The sequence below is a fragment of the Pseudomonas lactucae genome (assembly GCF_036688725.1).
Classification (GTDB): Bacteria; Pseudomonadota; Gammaproteobacteria; order Pseudomonadales; family Pseudomonadaceae; genus Aquipseudomonas; species Aquipseudomonas lactucae.
In genome coordinates this window covers 279,918-301,089 of the sequence record NZ_JAQQPT010000003.1, presented here as the reverse complement: position 1 = coordinate 301,089, position 21,172 = coordinate 279,918, and the positions used below count along the sequence as shown (strand labels likewise).

The 21,172-nt window shown below is 61.2% G+C and carries 20 protein-coding genes and 1 pseudogene; 13 read left to right on the top strand and 8 right to left on the bottom strand.

The genetic code is table 11. The features are described from left to right. Positions 1 to 4: 4 nt before the first annotated feature. Together copC and copD are read left to right on the top strand one after the other, a co-directional pair. On the top strand, positions 5 to 391 hold the full coding sequence (gene copC / locus V6M90_RS04970; RefSeq protein ID WP_003175405.1) for a copper homeostasis periplasmic binding protein CopC: 387 nt from the start codon (positions 5 to 7) through the stop codon (positions 389 to 391). Further along, positions 388 to 1,269 (top strand): copper homeostasis membrane protein CopD, encoded by an 882-nt coding sequence (gene copD, locus V6M90_RS04965; protein WP_332846164.1) that lies wholly within the window; start codon positions 388 to 390, stop codon positions 1,267 to 1,269. The genes copC and copD overlap by 4 nt, the downstream gene beginning before the upstream one ends. Here the strand turns inward: copD and V6M90_RS04960 are convergent. From V6M90_RS04960 to V6M90_RS04950, 3 genes are all read right to left on the bottom strand, one after another. Further along, on the bottom strand, positions 1,266 to 2,132 hold the full coding sequence (locus tag V6M90_RS04960) for a DUF6279 family lipoprotein (protein WP_141063572.1): 867 nt from the start codon (positions 2,130 to 2,132) through the stop codon (positions 1,266 to 1,268). The two genes, copD and V6M90_RS04960, sit on opposite strands and share 4 nt — an antisense overlap. Positions 2,133 to 2,197: 65 nt before the next feature. Further along, positions 2,198 to 2,920 (bottom strand): TorF family putative porin, encoded by a 723-nt coding sequence (locus V6M90_RS04955; RefSeq protein WP_332846163.1) that lies wholly within the window; start codon positions 2,918 to 2,920, stop codon positions 2,198 to 2,200. A 206-nt stretch (positions 2,921 to 3,126) separates the two neighbouring features. Next, complete coding sequence (locus V6M90_RS04950) at positions 3,127 to 3,306, bottom strand: hypothetical protein (RefSeq protein WP_017527541.1); 180 nt, start codon at positions 3,304 to 3,306, stop codon at positions 3,127 to 3,129. A gap of 323 nt (positions 3,307 to 3,629) precedes the next feature. Between V6M90_RS04950 and V6M90_RS04945 the strand changes: the two genes are divergently transcribed. The 3 genes from V6M90_RS04945 to V6M90_RS04935 all read left to right on the top strand — a co-directional run bounded on the left by V6M90_RS04945 (position 3,630) and on the right by V6M90_RS04935 (position 6,558). Then, on the top strand, positions 3,630 to 4,466 hold the full coding sequence (locus tag V6M90_RS04945; RefSeq protein WP_003175400.1) for a CvfB family protein: 837 nt from the start codon (positions 3,630 to 3,632) through the stop codon (positions 4,464 to 4,466). A gap of 52 nt (positions 4,467 to 4,518) precedes the next feature. Continuing rightward, complete coding sequence (locus tag V6M90_RS04940) at positions 4,519 to 4,917, top strand: DUF2177 family protein (RefSeq protein ID WP_003175399.1); 399 nt, start codon at positions 4,519 to 4,521, stop codon at positions 4,915 to 4,917. Positions 4,918 to 5,115: 198 nt separating this feature from the next. Beyond that, the gene (locus tag V6M90_RS04935) at positions 5,116 to 6,558 is read left to right on the top strand and encodes an NCS1 family nucleobase:cation symporter-1 (protein WP_332846162.1); all 1,443 of its coding nucleotides are present in this window, start codon (positions 5,116 to 5,118) and stop codon (positions 6,556 to 6,558) included. Here V6M90_RS04935 and V6M90_RS04930 read toward each other — a convergent pair. Next, positions 6,470 to 7,675, bottom strand: a complete 1,206-nt coding sequence (locus V6M90_RS04930) for an MFS transporter (RefSeq protein ID WP_305427602.1) — start codon at positions 7,673 to 7,675, stop codon at positions 6,470 to 6,472. The two genes, V6M90_RS04935 and V6M90_RS04930, sit on opposite strands and share 89 nt — an antisense overlap. A 102-nt stretch (positions 7,676 to 7,777) precedes the next feature. On the opposite strand from V6M90_RS04930, the gene ptrR reads away from it, so the two are divergent. From ptrR to V6M90_RS04915, 3 genes are all read left to right on the top strand, one after another. Continuing rightward, positions 7,778 to 8,671: a putrescine utilization regulator PtrR gene (ptrR, locus tag V6M90_RS04925; RefSeq protein ID WP_003175396.1), complete on the top strand. Its 894-nt coding sequence runs from the start codon at positions 7,778 to 7,780 to the stop codon at positions 8,669 to 8,671. A 141-nt stretch (positions 8,672 to 8,812) separates the two neighbouring features. Next, on the top strand, positions 8,813 to 8,935 hold the full coding sequence (locus V6M90_RS04920) for a PA1414 family protein (RefSeq protein WP_003193089.1): 123 nt from the start codon (positions 8,813 to 8,815) through the stop codon (positions 8,933 to 8,935). A 292-nt stretch (positions 8,936 to 9,227) separates the two neighbouring features. After that, entirely contained in the window at positions 9,228 to 10,937 is a 1,710-nt protein-coding gene (locus tag V6M90_RS04915) for an amino acid dehydrogenase (RefSeq protein ID WP_332846161.1), read from the top strand. 56 nt (positions 10,938 to 10,993) lie between these two features. Here V6M90_RS04915 and V6M90_RS04910 read toward each other — a convergent pair. From V6M90_RS04910 to speB, 4 genes and pseudogenes are all read right to left on the bottom strand, one after another. Beyond that, positions 10,994 to 11,760, bottom strand: a pseudogene (locus V6M90_RS04910) (sodium:solute symporter family transporter). Positions 11,761 to 11,784: 24 nt separating this feature from the next. Then, positions 11,785 to 13,302: a purine-cytosine permease family protein gene (locus V6M90_RS04905; protein WP_141063576.1), complete on the bottom strand. Its 1,518-nt coding sequence runs from the start codon at positions 13,300 to 13,302 to the stop codon at positions 11,785 to 11,787. A 21-nt stretch (positions 13,303 to 13,323) separates the two neighbouring features. Further along, positions 13,324 to 13,746, bottom strand: a complete 423-nt coding sequence (locus V6M90_RS04900) for a nuclear transport factor 2 family protein (protein WP_042945094.1) — start codon at positions 13,744 to 13,746, stop codon at positions 13,324 to 13,326. Then, positions 13,746 to 14,696, bottom strand: a complete 951-nt coding sequence (gene speB / locus V6M90_RS04895) for an agmatinase (protein WP_332846160.1) — start codon at positions 14,694 to 14,696, stop codon at positions 13,746 to 13,748. The genes V6M90_RS04900 and speB overlap by 1 nt, the downstream gene beginning before the upstream one ends. 151 nt (positions 14,697 to 14,847) lie before the next feature. Here speB and V6M90_RS04890 point away from each other — a divergent pair, with 151 nt between their 5' ends. The 5 genes from V6M90_RS04890 to relA all read left to right on the top strand — a co-directional run bounded on the left by V6M90_RS04890 (position 14,848) and on the right by relA (position 21,106). Further along, complete coding sequence (locus V6M90_RS04890; RefSeq protein ID WP_003175387.1) at positions 14,848 to 15,741, top strand: LysR family transcriptional regulator; 894 nt, start codon at positions 14,848 to 14,850, stop codon at positions 15,739 to 15,741. 6 nt (positions 15,742 to 15,747) lie between these two features. Continuing rightward, positions 15,748 to 16,353 (top strand): tRNA-uridine aminocarboxypropyltransferase, encoded by a 606-nt coding sequence (locus tag V6M90_RS04885; protein WP_332846159.1) that lies wholly within the window; start codon positions 15,748 to 15,750, stop codon positions 16,351 to 16,353. A 130-nt stretch (positions 16,354 to 16,483) separates the two neighbouring features. Then, positions 16,484 to 17,386 carry a cysteine synthase CysM gene (gene cysM / locus V6M90_RS04880; protein ID WP_332846158.1) on the top strand — a complete coding sequence of 301 codons (903 nt, stop codon included), beginning with the start codon at positions 16,484 to 16,486 and terminating at the stop codon, positions 17,384 to 17,386. Further along, the gene (gene rlmD, locus V6M90_RS04875) at positions 17,386 to 18,738 is read left to right on the top strand and encodes a 23S rRNA (uracil(1939)-C(5))-methyltransferase RlmD (RefSeq protein WP_332846157.1); all 1,353 of its coding nucleotides are present in this window, start codon (positions 17,386 to 17,388) and stop codon (positions 18,736 to 18,738) included. Before cysM ends, rlmD begins: the two co-directional genes overlap by 1 nt. Before the next feature lie 124 nt (positions 18,739 to 18,862). Then, positions 18,863 to 21,106: a GTP diphosphokinase gene (gene relA / locus V6M90_RS04870; protein WP_078734156.1), complete on the top strand. Its 2,244-nt coding sequence runs from the start codon at positions 18,863 to 18,865 to the stop codon at positions 21,104 to 21,106. Positions 21,107 to 21,172: the final 66 nt, after the last annotated feature.

Genomic DNA, 21,172 nt, shown 5'->3' with positions numbered 1-21,172 from the left:
TTGCATGTCGATGTTGAAAACTGCGTTAGCGGGTGGTGCGCTGTGGGTCGGATTAATTCTCAGCCTGCAGGCTGAGGCCCATCCGAAACTGCTGTTGTCCGCTCCGGCAGCCGGCGCCCAGGGCGCGGCGCCGGCCGTGATAGAGCTGCGTTTCTCGGAGAAGCTGCTGACGCAGTTCTCCGGCGCCAAGCTGACCATGACCGATATGCCCGGCATGCCCAATTCGCCGATGCCGGTGAAGGCCAGCGTGGCGGCCGGCACTGACCCCAAGGTGATGCTGATCAAGCCGGCATCTATGCTGACGGCCGGCACCTACCGGGTCGACTGGCGGGCGGTGTCATCCGACACCCACCCGATCACCGGGAACCTGGTGTTCAGCGTCCAGCCATGAGCGAACTGAGCCCAATCCTGCTGCGCTTTGCGCTCTATCTGGACTTGATGCTGGTGTTTGGCCTGGGGCTTTTTGGCCTCTACGGGTTGAAGGCCGCAGAGCGCACGCTGTTGAATTTCAAGAAGCTGCTGGGGTGGACGGCGGGCATGGGCGTGCTGCTTTCGATCGCGTCGATGCTGAGCATCACCCAGGCCATGAGCGGTGCCACGGATTGGCCGACGTTATGGCCGCACTTGCAGATGATGCTCTGGCAGACCGATTTCGGTATGACTTGGTGGCTGCGTGTCGCGGTGCTGGTTGTGGTCGCGTCCAGCGCTCGTTTATCGCTGGCCACGCTGTTTGGCGGTATCGCACTGGTGACCCTGATGTGGACCGGCCACGGCGCAATGCACGAGGGAGCGCCGGGGGTGTGGCACATGCTCGGCGACAGTGCGCACCTGTTGGCGGCAGCGGGCTGGGTGGGCGCGTTGGCGGCGTTTGGACTGTTGCTGATGCGCGCGTCAGTGGGGGATGCCCGCCGCGCAGAGTCATTGGCCGCCGCATTGGCGGGGTTCGGGCGCATAGGTACGGGATTCGTCGCCGTGCTGATCGTCAGCGGTGTGGCGAATTATCTGTGGGTGGTCGGGCCGAGTCTGGACGGCCTTGGCGGTGGTCTCTACGCGCTCCTGTTGAGCCTGAAACTAGGCGTGTTCGGCGTGATGCTGGGGCTGGCGGCGCTCAATCGCTTGCACCTGACGCCGTTGCTGCAACGCGCCGTGGCGGCGGGCGACACGGCGCCAGCCATCGCCGCGCTGCGGCGCAGCATGGTCCTGGAGCTCGGCGCCGTGGTGCTGATCCTCGCGCTGGTGGCGTGGCTGGGTACACTGTCGCCCACTTAGGACTCGGTGCTTTTCAGGCATTTGAGTGCCTTGAAGTCGCTGCGTACGCCGTCGATTTTTTGCGTGAGTTTGAGGCGTTGCTGCGCGGTGCTTTGCGCCATGACATCGACCAACAGGCTGCGTGCGGCGGCTTCGGTCTGCGCATACGCGGCGCGGTAGGCGGGCGTCCACAGGCTTTCGCGGTCTACCAGCAGTTGCTGCATCTTTTGCGGGAAGTCGGCGCTGTGGCGTTGTTGCACGGCGTCGATAAATTGCGCCTGCCAGTGCGCGCGGTTGCCGATCCACTGCGTATTCTGCTCCCCCAGGGCGATGGACCAGGCCATGACGCGGTTCTGCTGGCTGGCACTGAGCGGGCCCATCCAGGTGTCCAGGCGTTTGTTCATGCGCTCGGCGCGTTGCTTGATTTGCTGGGCCAGCGGCGGCTTGAGGTATTCGTCCTGGCGCTTGCGCAGGTCTTTGGCCAGGGCGTCGTTCATCTCCTGGACCTGTTGATCATCCAGGCCCTTGAGCAACTCGATGGCCGATGGCGTGATCTCGCGGGCGACGTCGGCGATGGCCTGCTTGGCCTCGAGGGTGCGGCTTTGCAGCGCTGCGTCGTTTACCTGGTTGTCATCGACCATCTGTTGCAGGCGGTCGAGCCAGTCCAGGTAACCGGGCAGTTGCGTGGTGCAATGCCAGGCCAGGTGTTCCTTGAGTTTGTCGTTGAACCAGCTCTTCTGCCCGGCGTTCATGTCCAGGTAGTCATTGAGCGTCCAGGGGATGATCACATCCAGGTTGCGATAGGCCAGGCCTACGCGACTGCAACCGGTGAGCACCAGGCTCAGGGTCAGCAGGACCATCAGAAGTTTAAGCCGACGCAGCATGGGCATGTCCTGGCAAGAGTGGGTTATTGCATGTGAACCCACGCCGGGCGCGACAGTTCAGCCCATCAATAAAACGAGCGCACGGCCTTCAAGGTCAACAGGCCGTCACATTGCGAATTGTGTCCGGAGTAGGCCGAGCAATCGCCGCCGCTGAGGCTGGAGTCGCTGTAGATCAGGTCCAGGTCAATGCCCTTCCATGCGCGCGAGAATTGCACCGACCAGTCGCTGAAACTGCTGATGGTGCCGCCGCCTACCGAAGCCGGCGTGCCCAATTGATGGGTGGTGTACTTCATGCTCACGCCGATGCCGAAAGGCTGGGTGCCTCCGAGGTCGGCGAACAGGGTGCTGTCCTGGCGGTCGGGGTCGTTGCTGAAGGAGGCGCCGAAGCGATTGCCCAGCAGGTTAAGGCCGCCGTAGAACTCCTGGCTGTCGAGGGGGCTGAGCTTGGGGTAGCTGTAGTGGATCAACCCCACTTCGTAGCCCAGGGTCTGGTCGAAGGGGTGCTTGAAACCCATATAGGAGTCGACTTCGAGGGTACTCGCCGAAGACAGGCCCATGTTTGGCGAAAATTGGCCGAAGTACAGGCCGCTGTCATGGCTGAGGTCCAGGCCACCATGGAACGAATCGCTGCCCGGTGAAGTGGGCTTGACCAGGCCCTGGGCCATGCTACGACTGGGGGTGGTGCCTAATTTCAGGTCGAAGTCGCCCAGTTCGCGCTGGAATATCTGCGCTTCGGCGAGGGGACACGCCACTAAGGTGCTGACCAGGAAAATGCAGGGTTTGAGCATGCTTCACTCCATGAAAAGCGAGGAGCAGTAACGGAGAAAATCGGGCGCAGGCCCGTGCTAGACGTGTGCAAGGATACCGACGTATGCCAGGCGGTGAAGCCCGTTCGTCGATTAGCACGTTATTGAGTGTGTCGGCAGGGTGTTTCGGGCTCTAGTCCTAGCGCCTTGAGAGCAAGACGCTTAGGGACCAGGTGTGTTGCGCGGTTTTACTTTTTACCCAGGCTGATCTGCTTGGACGGGCCGAAAGTCTGGCCGCTTACGCCCTTGGCAATTTGCTGGATTTCGCCACCGGACTTGAGGAACGCCGCGATCTGGTTGTTGATCGATTCGCTGGTTTCAACGGCGGGAGCTGGCTTTGCTTTGCTGTTGGATGCTTTTACGCGCATGGCGGCCACTAACCTGTAAAAAATTAACTTGGCCAGGCATCGTACAGGAAATACTTGACAATTACTTGGTAAATATCCCCGAAGAATTAGTGCGGTGCCTGAAAATAGCCCCCGTTCATCTGTGAAATCGCCTGCTAACGTGCTGTTTTAAATCGAAACCCTGGGCATTGATCGAGACAGTCCGCCTGCCTGAATTCAGCCGATCGTTCGGACGAGCGGGGCGGTGCCATTGGAACGCCACACCAGCCCGCGATTTTTCAGGTGCGCGCGCGTGGCAGGCGCAACTCGGGTAGAATGCCGCCCACGTAATGAGGGTATTGGACATGGCTTTAGTCGGGCGCTACAACAGTTTGCAAGTGGTTAAACACACTAACTTTGGTTTGTACCTCGATGGTGCGCAAGACGGCGAAATCCTCTTGCCCAATCGGTATATTCCCAAGGATATTCCCAGTGAAGATGAAGACTGGCTTAACGTTTTCATTTATCTGGACAGCGATGACAAACTGATCGCCACCACCGAAAAACCCAAAGTTCAAGTCGGCGAATTCGCCAGTTTGAAAGTGGTGGAAGTCAACAGTATTGGCGTGTTTCTCGATTGGGGTTTGCCAAAGGACCTGTTGCTGCCGTATTCCGAAGAAAAGCGTCAGATGACCGCCGGCGAATACTGCGTGGTCCACGTCTATCTCGACAAACACACCCGGCGCATCACGGCCACCGCGCGTCTGGACCGTTACCTGGACAAGACGCCGGCCAACTATCAGGTCGGTCAGGAAGTTGACCTGCTGGTCGCTGAAGCCACCGACATGGGCTTCAAGGCGATTATCAACAATAAGCACTGGGGCCTGATCCACAAGAACGAAGTGTTCAAGTTCCTGCGTCCGGGCAAGGAAGAGAAAGGCTTTATCAAAGAGATCCGTGCCGATGGCAACATCAGCCTGAGCCTGCAACCGGTCGGCCAGGAAGCGGCCTCCAGCCTCAACTCGAAGATCCTCGCCAAGTTGCGCGAAAACAACGGCACCCTGCCGGTCAGCGATAAAAGCGATCCGGCGCTGATCAGCAGCTTGTTCGGTGTAAGCAAGGGCAACTTCAAGAAGGCCATTGGTGCGTTGTACAAGCAAGGCCAGATCGTGATTCATGCCGATCGCATTGAACTAAGCTGAGTGCGTTTTGCTCTTCTGTAGGCGCCAATCGGCGCCTACAGAGGCTGCTTTGATGACCCAGAAAACCGTGTTTGCCTACCTCGGCACCTTGCTCGCCTTTCTGATCCTGGACGGCCTCTGGCTCGGTGTGTTCATGGGCCCTACCTACAAATCCCTGCTGGGCCCGCTGATGCTCGATCAGCCCCGCCTGTTGCCCGCAGTGCTCTTCTATCTGTTGTATGCCGTCGGTTGCGTGGTGTTCGTGGTCTTGCCCAGCGCCAACTGGCAACGCGCGGCGCGTCTGGGGGCTCTGCTCGGTGTGGTTGCCTACGGTACCTATGACCTGAGTAATTGGGCGACGCTGCAAGGTTGGTCCGCCGGTTTGGCTGTGATGGACATGGCCTGGGGGGCTTTCCTGACAGCGGCGTGCTGCACGGTTGGGTACTTGTGTGCACATCGGGTGCACCGGTGATTGTGTACAGGATTGATATGCACCGTTGCTGAGCGCACGCCTCTCGTTTAAAGCGCCATCACCGACTTTGAGGTCCCGTTATAGAGGGATTGTGTGCCATTGGCACGTATTCTGCTGACTGTCTCGTATACAAACCATGCCGCCTCGCGTATGCATCCCCGTGATGCAAGTCCAGGCCGGTATTTCGAGGACTCAGCGATGACCGAACAATTGCCCAAAGGCTACAGCCCGCGCCTGTATAACCAGGACCTGGGCCCACTGCCGCAGAAGTGGACCTGGTACAACATCTTCGCCTTCTGGATGAGCGACGTGCACAGCGTCGGCGGCTATGTGTTCGCCGCCAGCCTGTTCGCCCTGGGGCTGGCCAGTTGGCAGGTGCTGATCGCCTTGCTCGTCGGTATTTGCATCGTGCAGTTGATCGCCAACCTGGTGGCCAAGCCCAGCCAGCAGGCCGCCGTGCCTTACCCGGTGATCTGCCGACTGGCGTTTGGCGTGTTCGGTGCGAATATTCCTGCGGTGATTCGCGGCCTGATCGCCGTGGCCTGGTACGGCATTCAGACTTATCTGGCTTCCAGCGCCTTGATCATTGTGGTGCTGCGCTTTTTCCCACAGATGGCGGTGTTTGCAGAGCCGCATTTCGCCGGCCTGTCTTACCTGGGCTGGTTTGGTTTCCTTAGCCTGTGGGTGCTGCAGGCTGCGGTGTTCTGGGCCGGCATGGAATCTATCCGGCGTTTTATCGATTGGGCGGGGCCGGTGGTGTATGCGGTGATGTTTGCCCTGGCCGGTTGGATTGTGTGGAAGGCCGGTTGGGCGAATATCAGCTTTACCCTGTCGGAAAAGTCCCTGTCGGGCTGGCAGGCGTTTGGTCAAGTGATCGTGGCCACTGCGTTGGTGGTGTCGTACTTCTCCGGGCCAACCCTGAATTTCGGTGATTTCAGCCGCTACTGCCGCAGCATGCAGGACGTGCGGCGCGGTAACTTCTGGGGGTTGCCGGTGAATTTCCTGGCCTTCTCCCTGGTCACCGTGGTGATTGTCTCGGGCACCTTGCCGGTGTTTGGCGAAATGCTGTATGACCCGATTGCCACCGTTTCGCGTATCGACAACAGCATGGCCGTGCTGCTGGGTGCCTTTGCCTTTGTGACGGCCACCATCGGCATTAACATTGTCGCCAACTTCGTTTCGCCGGCCTTTGATTTCGCCAACGTGGCGCCCAGCAAAATCAGCTGGCGCGCCGGCGGGATGATCGCCGCCGTGGCCTCGATCTTCATCACCCCGTGGAACCTGTTCAACAACCCGCTGATGATCCATTACACCCTGGACATCCTCGCGGCGTTCATCGGGCCGCTGTTCGGGATCCTGCTGGTGGATTTCTACCTGATCAAAAAGCAGAAGATCGACGTGGATGCGCTGTTCGATGACAGCCCGAGCGGGCGTTACTACTTCGACGGCGGCGTGAATTGGACGGCGGTCAAGGCCTTGGTGCCCGCCACGCTGGTGGGCGTGGCGATCACTTTCACTCCGGCGTTGCAGGGCATGGCCAACTTTGCCTGGTTTACCGGCTGCTTCCTGGGTGGGCTGTTTTTCCTGGTGCTGGCACGGCGCGAGCAGGTTCGCGCGCCAACACCTTTGGTGGCGGGCTAAGCAGCACCGCACCTGCCACTAACAGGCCCGCACCGGCGATCACCAATGCCGGTTGCAGGCCGCCGCTCAGGTGGCTGCTCACCGAGGCCAGTAATGGCCCGCTCAATTGGCCTATGGCGAAGCTGGCGGTCAGCAGTCCGGTGCTGCGCTGGTAACCGTGTGGCGCGACATCGCGCAAACGCGCCATCACTAATTGCATGCACGCCAGGAACGGTGCGCCGCACAGCAGCACGCCCAGTGCCAACCCCCAGCCGTTGCCCAGCAAACAGGCGAACACCCCGGCCGCTTGCAGCCACAAGGTGGTCATCAGCCAGCGGCGTGTGGTGTGCGGGTCCTTGCGACGCAAGCTCGCCACCCCCACGCCAATCGCGGCGACCAGCCCAAAGCATGGCCAGAACAAATCGGCCTGCCAGGCGCCGTTGAACTGGGCGCTGGCCATCTGCGACAGGAAGGTTGCCGGAATGATGTAGCCCAGCCCGAACAACACATAAATCCAGCACAGGTGCGTGATGCTGCCATTGCTGCCCGCAGCGCCATGGCTGGCGACTGGAGAACTCACGCTGGGCTGCGGTAAAAATGGCAGGATCGCCAGCAACATCACCAGCGCTGCCGCACCATATAACAACCATAAGGTGGCTGAATCCTGCCCCAGCAGGTTTGAGCCCAGCGCCAGCAGCCCGCTCAACAGAATCCCCAGCCCCGGCCCGGCAAATACCAGGGCGCCCAATCGTGGGCGTCCGGCGGCAATCGCCAGCGGCTGGCTCAAACTGGTGATCATCACCAATACCCAGGCACTCGCCACGCCGGTACCGAAGCGCAACAGCAGATGCGGCCAGAAACCATTGGCCCAATACGAGGCGAATGTCAGCAGCACGCACAACCACAGCCCGCCGTACAGGCGACCGCGTACGTGGTGATGGCTACGGGCGAAAATCGAGTCCACCGCACCCACGAAGTACCCGAGGTAGTTGGCGGCGGCGATCAGGCCGGCGCCGGTCAGGTCGATCTGCCCTTCGCTGAGCAGGTGTGGCATTTGCGGGGTAAGGGCGAAGCGGCCAATGCCCATGGCCATCATCAGGGCAATAGAGCTGGCGATCAGGCGAATCAGGGGGGACATGGTCGGGTGCCTGTTAAGAACGAATGACCTTCAGCCTAAAGCGCTTTGTTTTTCTGTAAAAATGAATAATAGTGAGTAACTTGTTCAGTTTTGGAGAAAGGTATGGAGTTCAGTCAATTGCGTATTTTCCAGGCCGTGGCGCAAGAAGGCTCCATTACCCGTGCGGCCGAGCGCTTGCATCGTGTGCCATCGAACCTGTCGACCCGGCTAAAACAGATGGAGGAACAACTTGGCGTGGAGTTGTTCGTGCGCGAGCGTCAACGCTTGCAACTTTCTCCCGCAGGCAAGGTGTTGCTGGGCTACAGCAGTCGCTTGCTGGCACTGCATGACGAAGCCCACGGCGCAGTGCAAGGGGGGCAGCCGGCCGGCGACTTCGTGCTGGGCAGCATGTACAGCACCGGCGCGGTGCATTTGCCCAAGCTGCTGGCGCGTTATCACAAAGCCTACCCGATGGTGAATTTGCAGGTGCAGTCGGCGCCCAGTGGTGAGCTGCTGGAAGGGCTGATCACGGGGCGTCTGGATGCGGCGTTTGTGGATGGTCCGTTGAGCATTGACACGCTGGACGGCGTGCAGCTATGCGAGGAAAAGCTGGTGCTGATCTGCGAGGCCGACCATCCGCCCGTGCGCGGCCCCCAGGATGTCATCGGGCGCTCGGTGTTCACTTTCCGACGCAGTTGCGCCTATCGCACACGCCTGGAGAGCTGGTTTTCCAGTGCACATGTGGCCATGGGGCGAGCCATTGAGATTGAGTCGTACCAAGGCATGCTCGCGTGTGTGATTGCCGGTTCCGGGGTCGCTTTGATGTCCCAATCCATGCTCGACAGCCTGCCGGGCAAGGACAGCGTGTCCGTTCATCCGCTGACAGGGCATTTTGCCACTGCAACCACCTGGCTGATGTGGCGAAAGGGTATGCTCGGCGCTAACCTCAATGCATGGATCGACCTGCAGCAAGACGGCAAGGCCGAGGTCCTGCAAGCCAAACGCGCGATTGCCTGACCGGTCCGTCAGCATTTGGATGAATTCAGTAATAGTTCGTTGTGGTTTCGTACAAGCAATACGTAGGACTTAGGGCTACTATCAGTGTAGGAAAAGGCGACAGCATTGCGCCGTGCCGTACTACCCTCAAAGGGGGCAATCATGAAAGAGAAAATCCAGAACTGGCTCCATGACCTCGGCGTAGCGTTGGGTTTGATCGAGCCGCCGCTGCAACCCGTGCCGATTCGCACGGATGATGAGCAGCGCCGTCCCCGTCGCAGATAAGCTCGGTCTTAATGACTCCGGCTTGCCTGTAGGAGCGAGCTTGCTGTAGTGAGCAGGCTTGCCCTGCGCCGGCCTGCGAAGCAGGCCCCCACCCAGCCCCCTCATCCCCAGCGAAATATGTGCGGGCTTTCATATTCAGGTATCGGAATAGGACTACCGGTTTGTCAGAATCGGCTGGCTTATTCAATTCTCAAGATAAGCGTAGGTTGAGTTCCATCAGTTTTTCCTGAGTTTGAACTTACTCAAAAGCGGCAACGTGCCTGAGTAAGTCAGAATTGTTGGAGATAACGCCATGGTGCTCTCTTGCGTTCCGCCCGTTGCCGCGTCGCTCATCGCCACTACCGAAAATATCCTGCATATCGCGCCTGTATCGAGAGGCTGGAAGGCTGAAGCACCGGCAAACATCGTGTTTCTTTCTCCTTCATTAACCCAGCAAGCGCTGCTCATACAGATTGCTCTTCTGCGTCCAACCACGATCATTGCGGGAGACCAGGCCATTGATGCCCAGGTCATTGGCCAATGGCGTACATCCCGCCCGTTTGGAGAACTCTGCCTGGTGCGCAGAGGCACCAGCCTGGATAAGGTGCGGCTGGATCTGTGCGAGTCCAACGGTATCCAAGTGATCAATACGCCTGGGGTCAACGCGCCACATGTTGCTGCCTATATCGCGCACTGGCTGACCCTGGCCGATGGTTCACTGCCCCACGATATCTGTGTGCTGGGCTACGGCAATGTGGGCAAGGAATTGGTCAAGTTGCTGCTTGATCGGGATCCGGCTGTCCGGATCAGGGTATTGGAACGGCAGGGGCGAACGACAGACGCTGCTGAACATACCTTCCCCGACAGGCGTGTGTCCGTTCACCGTATCGATCGAGCCCTTATTGAACGCCTGCATGCGCGCGCTCGCCTGGTGTGTGTCGCCAAACCGGACGTCTTCAGCGATGACGCTTTGCGCACGCTGGCGGCAGCCGAAGAGATCCAGCTGGTATTGGACTACGGGCCTGCGACGTTGGACGCGTTTCGAATGCGCATACAAGCGCTCGGTTGTGATGTTGCCTCGTGGCGTAAACCGCCGACGCTGACGACACGCGCAGCAACAACCGAAGCCTGTCATGGCGATCTTGATTACGCCGTTTGCGTTCAACTGAGCCTGATGGCTTTGCGCGGCCTTGTCAGGCGCAAACTTGCGCAGTCATTGACGATCCCCACTCACCCGGTCGATGTCGACGCGCCGCGTGTGTCGGTCATCGGCCGAGGGATCAATGGCCTGCTCCAAGCCGTAATGTTGCGCCTGGCGAATTATCGGGTAGCGGTATACGGAGGTAATCGGCAAAGCGATGGCGCCAGCCACAAGCAGGTGAACATGCGTCATCTGTCAGCCACGGAGACGACAGCGAAGCCGCTGCACAATGACTATCTGTTTCCCGCCAACCAGCATCTGAGCGTTGAGTGCAATCGTGCAGGCATTGAGCTGTTTGAAAAGCTCCTCGCCGACAACCCGTCGCTTGCCCGATTCGCGCGGGCGCGAATTGTTCGGGCCTATAGGGAAGATGCCGGTGATGTGGAGGCCGCGATTCGCGAGCAACGCGAGATCGAAAACAGGCCCTGGCCGAGTGGCAGGGCGGGAGGGGAGTTCGCAGAGATCAGTCGAATGCAATTGCAGGCCCGCTATGCAATTCCAGGGATCGGCCGGGCGATTGAAGTCTCGGGCTACGATCTGGAACTCATCCATTTCATGCATGAACTGGAAGCGCTTTTGCAGCGCGGTGGGGTTCAGTTTGTGCCTGGGCATCTGAGCCCGGCCGAAATCGCTGAGCTGAGCAGGGAACATGTCACTATCGAATGTACCAGACCCGGCACGTCAGACGGACTCTCGATCGTTTACTGGTCCGCCTACCATCAAGTTACAGCCGGAGGAACCTATGCCGGGGGCACGACACAGGGATTGGTATGGGCCTCCCTGGTACAGGAACTCATCCAGACGAGAACCCATGCCCCTTGAATGAAAAAAACGGGCGCGACCTCCGACGTCGCGTCCGCTGAAGAAATCGCTCTACCTCATACAGCCCGAGCCGTCGCTTGCTCCGGGCGACGCGAAACCAGGCTCACCAGCACAAAACTCACCAACCCAACCGCCAGGCTGTAGTAGATCGGTGTGTTTGCATCCAGCCCATCCTTGAACATCAACACCAGCGCCGTCACGAAGCCCAGGGCCATGGAGGCAATGGCGCCCGGCGTTGTTGCGCGCTTCCAGAAAATCGCTCCCATCAGTGGGATCAACATGCCACCGACCAGCAGGTTATAGGCCAGTGTCAGCGCACTGATCACGTCGTTGACCACCAGTGCGATGCCCAGCACGGCGATGCCGGTCAGCATCGTAAACAGGCGGTTGACTGCCAGGCTCGACTGCTTGCCGCCGCGCAAACGCGGCAGCAGGTCTTCGGTCAGGACGGTGGAGGCGGCCAGCAGACCGGCGCTGGCGGTGGACATCATTGCCGCCAGTGCCGCAGCGATCACCAGACCCGGATGCCGTCAGGCAGGGACATTTTGACGGCCAGGAACAGGTTCAGCGCGATGATCCCGGCACCCAGTGCGGCACACAGCCAGAACCCGGAGATGCCATGCACGTAACCCAGGCGCACGGTGCCGACGGTGGATGCACCGCCCAGCACGGTGGCGGCCATGGTGCCCATGTACAGCGAAGGGCCCAGGTTGCGACCGGCCACCAGGTAATCTTCGTGGGTCTTGGCGCGGCGCATGCCGTAATAGCCGAGCACGAGCATGCCGGCGGCGTAGATGAGTACGACGAATAAATCCAAAGCCATGACGGCGAGTCTCCGATGTTCTTTTTATGGTGTAGGGGCGCTTTTGGTGGCGCGGGAGCTGGTCGAATCCGCTGGGCTGCGAAGCCGCGCTTTGGGGCCATAGACCGAAGCCGGCTCCGGGAACACAAACAGCAACGTCAGGTACACCACCGACGCCAACCCCAGCGTCACCGGCAGGCTGATATCAATGCCGTCGGCCAGATTGCCCAGCGGCCCGACGAATTGCCCCGGCAGGTTGACGAAGCACAGGCCCGCCAGCGCGCTCGGAATCCAGGCCCCCAGCCCGCGCCAGTTCCAGCCATGGCTGAACCAGTAGCGCCCACCGGTTTCACCGCGGGTGAACACCTGCAGGTCATCCGGGCAGTAGAAGCCGCGACGGACGATCAGGCCGATGATCATCATCACCATCCACGGCGTGGTGCAGGTGATGATCAACACGGCGAAGGTCGACACGCTCTGCACCAGGTTGGCGGCGAAACGTCCGATAAAGATGAACGCAATCGACATCACCCCTATCAGCAGCGTGGCCTTGACCCGCGTCAACAGGCGCGGGAATACGCTGGACATATCCAGGCCGGTGCCATACAGCGAGGTGGTGCCGGTGGACATGCCGCCAATCACTGCGATCAGGCACACCGGCAGAAAGAACCAGGTGGGCGCCACCGCCAGCAGACCGCCGACGTAGTTGTTGGCCGCGATGTAGTCCGGTGCCTTGATCGCCACGATGGTCGCGGTGGTCAGGCCGAACAGGAACGGGATCAAGGTGGCGATCTGTGCCGCAACTACCGCCAGCATGATGCGCATCTTCGGCGTTTCACGCGGGATGTAGCGCGACCAGTCACCGAGGAACGCGCCGAAGGAAATCGGGTTGCTCATGGCCACCAGCGCTGCGCCGATAAACGCTGCCCAGAACCCGCTCTGGCCCAAGGCCACGGTACCGGCGAAGTGGCTGTCGAAGGCTGGCGCAAATGCGAAGATCCCGAGCAGAAACAGCAGGCTCGCCGCCCACACCGCGATGCGGTTGACCCACAGCATGAAGCGAAAGCCGTAGATGCACACGGTAAGCACCAGCAGGGCGAACAGGCCATAGGCCAGGCCCAGGGTCAGGTCGGTTTCCGGCAGGCCAATCAGACGTTTCGCACCGCCGACCAGCGCATCGCCCGAACTCCACACCGACAGTGAGAAGAAGGCAATCGCCGTCAGCAACGAAAGAAACGAGCCGACAATTCGCCCGTGCACCCCAAAGTGCGCACCGGAAGACACAGCGTTGTTGGTGCCATTGATCGGTCCGAACAGGCCCATGGGCGCCAGGATCAGCGCGCCCACCAGCACGCCCAGCACAATCGCCCAGACACCGGCCTGGAACGACAAGCCGAACAGCACCGGGAACGCGCCCAGTACGGCGGTGGCAAAGGTGTTGGCACCGCCGAAGATCAGGCGAAACAGATCCGTGGGGCTGGCGGTGCGTTCGTGGTCCGGGATCTGTTCGACCCCGTTGGTTTCTATCTTGCGAATACTGTTTTCGTTGTTTTTATTATTCATGATCAGCTCCGATCACATTGGCTAAGGGGGCGGCAGCCCTTCCGGCATAGCGGACAAATGTTCGTGACAGGCCAGCCACGGGCCTTGTTGTTCTTCGCGTAGCCCTTGCCGTTTGAAGACAATGGTCTCGCGTTCCTGGCTGAAAAATGGCTCCCCGTTCATGCGCAGCTCGGTGGCCACGTCATGCACAAATATCGCCACGTCGTCACCTTGCAGGCTGACAAACGCGTTGCTTGAGGTGCACGACAACACCTCAAAGCCCTCGTCCCGACGCCAGCTGTCCCACAACGCCTGGTAGGCATCGCGACTGAGCAGCGGCTGGGGGAGGGTGTAGAACACGAAGCTCGCATCACTGCTGAACGCGCCGAAATAGGCGGTGCGATCATTGCGGGCGAAGGCCGCCACCAGGTCGGCGGCGGCATGCAGCACCTCGTGTGTGCTCATCAGCGGTGCGCCACGCCGGGCAGTACGCAGAGCATCTCGTACAGCAGGTTGGCGCCCAGCAGCGAGGTGTTGCCGGTGGTGTCGTAGGGCGGCGAAACTTCAACCAGATCGCAACCAATCAGGTCGAGGCCCTGGCAGCCACGAATGATCTCGATCGCCTGGATGGTGGTCAGCCCACCGATTTCCGGGGTGCCGGTGCCGGGTGCCCAGGCCGGGTCGATGCCGTCGATGTCGAAGCTCAGGTACACCGGGCAGCCGCCGACTTTTTCACGCACTTCGGCCATCAGCGGCGCGAGAGAGTGGTGCCAGCATTCCTCGGCCTGGACTACGCGAAAACCCTGCTTGCGGCTCCAGTTGAAATCTTCGGCGGTGTAGCCCTGGGCGCGCAGGCCGATCTGCACCACGCGGTCGCAATCGAGCAGGCCTTCTTCGACGGCGCGGCGGAAGGTGGTGCCATGGGCGATTTTCTCGCCGAACATATGGTCATTCACGTCGGCGTGGGCATCGATGTGCACCAGCCCGACCTTGCCGTGTTTCTTATGGATCGCCCGCAGGATCGGCAGGGTGATGGTGTGGTCACCGCCCAGGGTCATGGGGATCACGTTGTGCTCGAGGATTTCATCGTAGGCCTCTTCGATGATGCGCACGGCGTCGAGCAGGTTGAAGGTGTTGATCGCCACGTCGCCGATGTCGGCCACCGACAGCGAGTCGAACGGTGCGGCGCCGGTGGCCATGTTGTAGGGGCGGATCATCACCGATTCGGCGCGAATCTCACGCGGCCCGAAACGGGTGCCGGCGCGCAGCGAGGTGCCAATGTCCAGGGGCACGCCGATAAAAGCGGCATCCAGGCCCTTGGCCGTTTGCAGGTGGGGCAGGCGCATCATGGTGGCGATGCCGGCAAAGCGCGGCATTTCGTTGCCGCCCAGTGGTTGATGGAAAATCTTGTCCACGGGAGTGCCTCATCGTTGTTGTGTTTATCAGGGGGCCGATTCTGCGAAAAGTGCAGACGGGGAAGAATCGGCTGGGGCAAATACTTAGTTCAGAATTTTCTAAACTAATGCAGGCGGGTAGACTGCCCCGATCCATACCCGGAGCCGACCAATGGCCAACGCCTTGCCCGACCTGAAACTCCTGCGCATCTTTGTCAGCGTTGTGCGGCATCAGGGGTTTGCCAATGCCCAGCACGAACTCAACCTGTCGACCTCGGCCATCAGCACCTATATGAGCCAGCTGGAATCGGCGCTGGGCCTGGTGTTGTGCCATCGTGGCCGGGGTGGCTTCAGCCTGACCAGCAAGGGCGAGTTGTTCCACCAGGAAACCCTGCGCCTGCTCGCTGAGCTCGAAGGCTTCGAGCAATACGCCGCCGCGCTGAAAGGCGAGTTGCGCGGTACCCTCAAGCTCGGCGTGCTCGACTCCACCGTCAGCGACAAGGCCCTGCCGTTCGCCGAAGTGATCGGCGCCTACAGCCTGGAACACCCGGCGGTGCACCTGCATTTATCGGTGATGAGCCCTTACGAGCTGCAACTGGGCGTGCAGGACAACCGCCTCGACCTGGCCATCGGTGCGTTCTCCAACCGCATGAGCGGGTTGATCTATATGCCGCTGTACCGCGAGCAGCATTGGTTGTATTGCAGCACGCGGCACCCGCTATTCAATGAACGACGCATCCCCGAACAAGTGATCACCCAGCAGCGCATGGTCGGGCGTGGCTACTGGAGCCAGGCGGAACTGGCGCGCCACGGCTTCAAGCACAGCGCCGCGACGGTGGAGAGTATGGAGGCGCAGCTGATCCTGGTACTGTCCGGCGCCTATATCGGCTACCTGCCGGAGCACTATGCGCAGGCTTGGGCCGACAAGGGGGACCTGCGCGTGCTGCTGCCGGCGACCTTCGGCTATCAGGCGCCGTTCTCGATGATCATGCGCCGGGGACGCAGCCGCGAGCCGCTGATCCAGACCTTTCGCGATTTACTCAAAGCCCAGCTCAACCAGGCCTGAAAAACCATGTCCAGACCCCAGTGTTCCCGTTGTCACAGGCCAATCAGCCACTGCTTGTGCGCGCTGATCCCCAGCCTCGACAGTCGCACCCGCGTATTGCTGTTGCAGCACCCGACTGAGGTCGGCCACGCGCTCAATACTGCGCGGTTGGCGGCGTTGGGCTTGAGCAATGCGCAATTGGTGGTGGGGGAGGTGTTCGATGATTTGGCGACGTTGTTGAGCCCGCCCGGTTATCAGGCACGGCTGTTGTTTCCAGCGGACGACGCCCAGCCACTGCAGGCCTATGCGCCCGGCGATCAACCGCTGCTATTGGTGGTGCCCGACGGCACCTGGCGCAAGGCGCGCAAACTGCTGCATCTGAATCCGCTGCTGGCGGCGTTGCCTCGGGTGACCTTGGCCGAGGGCGGCGTGTCGCGTTATCGACTGCGCAAGGCGCCGGGGCCGGGAGCGCTGTCGACGGTAGAAGCCATCGTGCAGGCGTTGCAGGTGCTGGAGGCGCCGGTTTCGTTTGAGCCGTTGCTCAAACCTTTCGAAGCATTGATTGAGGGGCAGATTGCGGCGATGGGGGAGGAGGTTTTTCAGAGAAATCATGGCGACGGGCATTTGGGGTAGGAGGGCGCCCGCCCAGCCACTCCACCCCTCGCTTATTCCTTTAAGCCATAAGCACCACACTTTGCGTGATATGGCCTGCCGGTCTTTCCCGGTATGATGTGCGCCCCGCAGTCTGGATTGCGAATACGCCATGACCTTGCAGTACCCAACAATCGCCGATTGCGTCGGCAACACGCCCCTGGTCCGCTTGCAACGCATGGCGGGTGAAACCAGCAATACCCTGTTGCTCAAGCTCGAAGGCAACAACCCGGCCGGTTCGGTAAAAGACCGCCCTGCGCTGTCGATGATCACCCGCGCCGAGTTGCGCGGGCAGATCAAACCCGGCGACACCCTGATCGAAGCCACCTCGGGCAACACCGGGATAGCCTTGGCCATGGCTGCGGCGATCAAGGGCTACAAGATGATCCTGATCATGCCCGACAACTCCAGCGCCGAGCGCAAGGCCGCGATGACGGCCTACGGGGCCGAGCTGATTCTGGTCACTCAGGAGCAGGGCATGGAAGGCGCCCGCGACCTCGCCGAGCGCATGGCCGCCGAAGGTCGTGGCCAGGTGCTGGACCAGTTCGCCAACGGCGATAACCCCGAGGCGCACTACACCACCACCGGCCCGGAGATCTGGCGCCAGACCCAGGGCGCCATTACCCATTTCGTCAGTTCCATGGGCACCACCGGCACCATCATGGGCAACTCGCGCTACCTCAAGGAGCAGAACCCGGCGATCCAGATTGTCGGCCTGCAACCGATGGAAGGCGCGGCCATCCCTGGCATTCGCCGCTGGCCCGAAGAATACCTGCCGAAGATCTACAACGCTGCGCGGGTCGATCGCATCATCGACATGGCCCAGCGCGAAGCCGAAGACACCACGCGCCGCCTGGCTCGTGAAGAAGGCATCTTCTGCGGCGTGTCGTCCGGCGGCGCCGTGGCCGGTATGTTGCGCCTGTCCAAAGAAGTGGAAAACGCGGTCATCGTCGCGATCATCTGTGACCGAGGCGACCGTTACCTGTCGACCGGTATCTTCGACGAACCCAACTGATGGCCAAGCACGAGAGAGGCCTGCGCTTTCAACCGACGGGCGGTAGTCGGGCCCCGCAGATTCCGGTGGGCAAGAAACAGCGCCTGACCATCGAGCGCCTGGCCAACGACGGTCGTGGCATCGTGTTCTTTGAAGGTCGTACCTGGTTCGTCAATGGCGCATTGGCCGGCGAAGACGTCGAAGCGCGCGTATTGGGCGCCCACGGCAAAGTGGTCGAAGCCCGCACCGAGCGGGTGTTCAAGGCCAGCGAGCTGCGTCGTCCGGCACCTTGCGCGCACTTCGGCCGCTGCGGCGGTTGCAGCGTGCAGCATCTGCCCCACGACGAACAACTTGCCCTGAAACAGCGCATGCTCGCCGAGCAACTGTCGCGTGTGGCCGGTGTCGAACCGCAAGAGTGGGCGCCACCGTTGAGCGGCCCGGAATTGGGCTACCGACGCCGCGCCCGCGTGGCGGTGCGTTGGGATGCCAAGGCGAAAAAGCTCGAGGTGGGCTTTCGCGCCGTGGCCAGCCAGGACATCGTCGCCATCGATGATTGCCCAGTGCTGGTACAGGCCTTGCAACCGATCATGCAGCGCCTGCCGAACACGCTGCGTCGCTTGAGCAAACCTCAGGCGCTGGGGCACGTGGAGCTGTTCAGCGGTTCGTCCATCGCCGTGTTGCTGCGGCACATGGCGCCGTTGTCCGACGCGGACCTGCAGGTGCTGCAAGAATTCTGTGCTTTCCATGAGGCCCAATTGTGGCTGCATGGCGAAGGCCAGCCGCAACCCGTCGAGCCCGATCAGGCCCTCGGCTTTCGGTTGGAGGCCTGGGATCTGGCGCTGGCTTACCGGCCAGGCGATTTTGTTCAGGTCAACGCCGGGGTCAATGAGGCGATGGTTACCCAGGCCCTGGAGTGGCTGGCACCCCAGCCGGATGACCGCGTGCTGGACCTGTTTTGCGGCTTGGGCAACTTTGCCCTGCCACTGGCCAAACAGGTACGCGAGGTGGTCGCGGTGGAAGGTGTGCAGACCATGGTGGAGCGGGCGGCACTCAACGCCGTCAGCAATAATCTGGATAATGTGCAGTTTTTTCAGGCCGATTTGTCCCAGCCTTTGACTGACGCGGAATGGGCCAAACAGGGCTTTTCTGCGGTACTCTTGGACCCACCCCGCGATGGTGCCCAAGAGGTTGTGCGCAAGCTCGCCACTCTGGGGGCCAGGCGCCTGGTGTATGTGTCCTGCAACCCGGCCACGCTGGCACGGGACACGGTTGAGCTGGTCAAGCAGGGCTACCGGCTAAAACGGGCCGGGATCCTCGACATGTTTCCGCAGACCGCGCATGTCGAGGCCATGGCATTATTTGAAGCGGGCTAGGATGCCCGTTTAATCCGACCGGCCTGCGTTCTCCAGGGCCTATGACCTGCCACGGAGCTTGCAGTAAACAAGGTCGGCGATGATTTTGGCGCATCGAAGATGCGCCGTAGGGAAGGTAAGAGAAATGGTACAGGTGAGAGCACACCAGCCGATCAATACTGACGGCAGTATCAACCTGGAGGCATGGCTGGACCATGCCATCAGTGTCGACCCGGCACTGGACCGTGAAACCATGAAGGCCGCCTGCGAGTTCGCACGTGAGTCCGAGCAACAAGACAATGCGGCCAAGAACCTGTGGGCCGAAGGCACTTCCAGTTTTCGTACCGGTCTGGAAATCGCCGAGATCCTCGCCGATCTCAAGCTGGACCAGGATTCGCTGATCGCCGCCGTACTCTATCGCGGCGTGCGCGAAGGGCACATCCCGTTGGCGACCGTGGGCCAGCGTTTCGGCTCGGTGGTGGCCAAGCTGATCGACGGCGTGCTGCGCATGGCCGCCATCAGCGCCAGCCTCAGTCCGCGTCAGTCCCTGGTGCTGGGCACCCAGGGCCAGGTCGAGAACCTGCGCAAGATGTTGGTGGCGATGGTCGACGACGTGCGCGTCGCGCTGATCAAGCTGGCCGAGCGCACCTGCGCAATTCGTGCGGTGAAGACCGCCGACGACGAAAAGCGCAACCGCGTCGCCCGCGAAGTCTTCGACATCTACGCGCCGTTGGCGCACCGCCTGGGCATCGGCCATATCAAATGGGAGCTGGAGGATTTGTCCTTTCGCTACCTGGAGCCCGACCAGTACAAACAGATTGCCACCCTGCTGCACGAGCGGCGGCTCGACCGCGAGCGCTTCATCAGCGACGTGATGGGCCAGTTGCGTTCGGAGCTGCAGGCCACCGGCGTCGACGCCGATATCAGCGGCCGTGCCAAGCACATCTATTCGATCTGGCGCAAAATGCAGCGCAAGGGCTTGGCCTTCAGCCAGATCTATGACGTGCGTGCGGTGCGTGTGCTGGTGCCGGAGATGCGCGACTGCTACACCGCGCTGGGCATCGTGCACACCCTGTGGCGGCACATTCCCAAGGAGTTCGACGACTACATCGCCAACCCCAAGGAAAACGGCTACCGCTCGCTGCACACCGCCGTGATCGGCCCCGAGGGCAAGGTGCTGGAAGTGCAGATCCGCACCCACGCCATGCACGAAGAGGCCGAGTTGGGCGTGTGCGCGCACTGGCGCTACAAGGGCACCGACGTCAAGGCCGGGTCCAACCAGTACGAAGAGAAAATTTCCTGGCTGCGCCAAGTGCTGGAATGGCACGAAGAACTCGGCGACATCGGTGGCCTGGCCGAACAGCTGCGCGTGGACATCGAGCCGGACCGGGTCTACATCTTTACCCCCGACGGCCATGCCATCGACTTGCCCAAGGGCGCCACGCCGCTGGATTTTGCCTACCGCGTGCACACCGAGATCGGCCACAACTGCCGGGGCGCCAAGATTAACGGGCGCATCGTGCCGCTCAACTACAGCCTGCAGACCGGTGAACAAGTCGAGATCATCACCAGCAAGCACGGCACGCCGAGCCGCGACTGGCTGAACCCGAACCTGGGCTATATCACCACCTCGCGGGCGCGGGCCAAGATCGTACACTGGTTCAAGCTGCAGGCGCGCGACCAGAACGTCGCCGCCGGCAAGACCTTGCTCGAACGCGAACTGGCGCGCCTGGGTCTGCCGCAGGTGGACTTCGACAAGCTGGCCGAAAAGGCCAACATGAAGATTGCCGAAGACATGTTCGCCGCCCTCGGTGCCGGCGATCTGCGCCTGGCGCAACTGGTCAACCTGGCCCAGCAGTTGGTCGAGCCGGAGCGCGGCAATGAGCAACTGGAACTGATCCCACGCAAGGCCACCGGCTACAAGCCCGGCAAGCGCGGCGATATCCAGATCCAGGGCGTGGGCAACCTGATGACGCAAATGGCCGGTTGCTGCCAGCCGCTGCCGGGCGACGCCATCGTCGGCTACATCACCCAGGGCCGTGGCGTGAGCATTCACCGTCAGGACTGCGCCTCGGTGCTGCAACTGGGCGGGCGCGAGCCGGAAAGGATCATCCAGGTCAGTTGGGGCCCGGTGCCGGTACTCACCTACCCGGTGGATATCATCATCCGTGCCTACGACCGTTCCGGTTTGCTGCGTGATGTGTCGCAAGTGCTGCTCAATGAGCGGATCAACGTGCTGGCGGTCAACACCCGCTCGAATAAAGAGGACAACACCGCGTTGATGTCCCTGACCATCGAGATCCCCGGGTTGGACGCGTTGGGGCGGTTGCTGGGGCGGATTTCCCAGTTGCCGAACATCATCGAAACCCGGCGCAACCGCACGCCATGAGTCGCTGGATGAACACGGACTAAATGTGGAAGGGGGCTTGCTCCCGATAGCGGTGGGTCAGTCACT

What these genes read in the sequence shown, in the direction of transcription:
- copC (WP_003175405.1), top strand. Translation starts at nt 5, where the DNA reads ATGTCGATGTTGAAAACTGCGTTAGCGGGTGGTGCGCTGTGGGTCGGA.
- copD (WP_332846164.1), top strand. Translation starts at nt 388, where the DNA reads ATGAGCGAACTGAGCCCAATCCTGCTGCGCTTTGCGCTCTATCTGGAC.
- V6M90_RS04960 (WP_141063572.1), bottom strand. Translation starts at nt 2,132, where the DNA reads ATGCTGCGTCGGCTTAAACTTCTGATGGTCCTGCTGACCCTGAGCCTG.
- V6M90_RS04955 (WP_332846163.1), bottom strand. Translation starts at nt 2,920, where the DNA reads ATGCTCAAACCCTGCATTTTCCTGGTCAGCACCTTAGTGGCGTGTCCC.
- V6M90_RS04950 (WP_017527541.1), bottom strand. Translation starts at nt 3,306, where the DNA reads ATGCGCGTAAAAGCATCCAACAGCAAAGCAAAGCCAGCTCCCGCCGTT.
- V6M90_RS04945 (WP_003175400.1), top strand. Translation starts at nt 3,630, where the DNA reads ATGGCTTTAGTCGGGCGCTACAACAGTTTGCAAGTGGTTAAACACACT.
- V6M90_RS04940 (WP_003175399.1), top strand. Translation starts at nt 4,519, where the DNA reads ATGACCCAGAAAACCGTGTTTGCCTACCTCGGCACCTTGCTCGCCTTT.
- V6M90_RS04935 (WP_332846162.1), top strand. Translation starts at nt 5,116, where the DNA reads ATGACCGAACAATTGCCCAAAGGCTACAGCCCGCGCCTGTATAACCAG.
- V6M90_RS04930 (WP_305427602.1), bottom strand. Translation starts at nt 7,675, where the DNA reads ATGTCCCCCCTGATTCGCCTGATCGCCAGCTCTATTGCCCTGATGATG.
- ptrR (WP_003175396.1), top strand. Translation starts at nt 7,778, where the DNA reads ATGGAGTTCAGTCAATTGCGTATTTTCCAGGCCGTGGCGCAAGAAGGC.
- V6M90_RS04920 (WP_003193089.1), top strand. Translation starts at nt 8,813, where the DNA reads ATGAAAGAGAAAATCCAGAACTGGCTCCATGACCTCGGCGTAGCGTTG.
- V6M90_RS04915 (WP_332846161.1), top strand. Translation starts at nt 9,228, where the DNA reads ATGGTGCTCTCTTGCGTTCCGCCCGTTGCCGCGTCGCTCATCGCCACT.
- V6M90_RS04905 (WP_141063576.1), bottom strand. Translation starts at nt 13,302, where the DNA reads ATGAATAATAAAAACAACGAAAACAGTATTCGCAAGATAGAAACCAAC.
- V6M90_RS04900 (WP_042945094.1), bottom strand. Translation starts at nt 13,746, where the DNA reads ATGAGCACACACGAGGTGCTGCATGCCGCCGCCGACCTGGTGGCGGCC.
- V6M90_RS04890 (WP_003175387.1), top strand. Translation starts at nt 14,848, where the DNA reads ATGGCCAACGCCTTGCCCGACCTGAAACTCCTGCGCATCTTTGTCAGC.
- V6M90_RS04885 (WP_332846159.1), top strand. Translation starts at nt 15,748, where the DNA reads ATGTCCAGACCCCAGTGTTCCCGTTGTCACAGGCCAATCAGCCACTGC.
- cysM (WP_332846158.1), top strand. Translation starts at nt 16,484, where the DNA reads ATGACCTTGCAGTACCCAACAATCGCCGATTGCGTCGGCAACACGCCC.
- rlmD (WP_332846157.1), top strand. Translation starts at nt 17,386, where the DNA reads ATGGCCAAGCACGAGAGAGGCCTGCGCTTTCAACCGACGGGCGGTAGT.
- relA (WP_078734156.1), top strand. Translation starts at nt 18,863, where the DNA reads ATGGTACAGGTGAGAGCACACCAGCCGATCAATACTGACGGCAGTATC.